Source organism: Aquabacterium sp. A08 (assembly GCF_011742065.1).
In genome coordinates, this window is record NZ_JAAQQT010000461.1 from 1 (window position 1) to 237 (window position 237).

At 69.2% G+C, this 237-nt stretch carries 1 protein-coding gene; it reads left to right on the top strand.

Translation table 11 applies throughout. The features are described from left to right. On the top strand, window positions 1–237 hold a 237-nt coding region (locus tag HA630_RS27250; protein WP_166832233.1), incomplete at both ends, for an SDR family oxidoreductase.

Here is a 237-nt window from a genome sequence, read left to right on the forward strand (position 1 = left end):
CATTTTGGTCAACAGCGCGGGCACCAACGCCACCCGGCGCAATTTCGACGTGCTCACCCCCGAGGCCTGGGACGAGGTGGTCGCCATCAACCTCTCCGGCCTGTTTTACTGCGTGCACGCGGCGCTGCCGGCCATGCGCCGCCAGGGCGGCGGCCTGATCGTCAACGTCTCGTCCTGGGCCGGCCTGTACGCCTCCAGGTTGACCGGGCCGGCCTACAACGCCACCAAGCGCGCGGT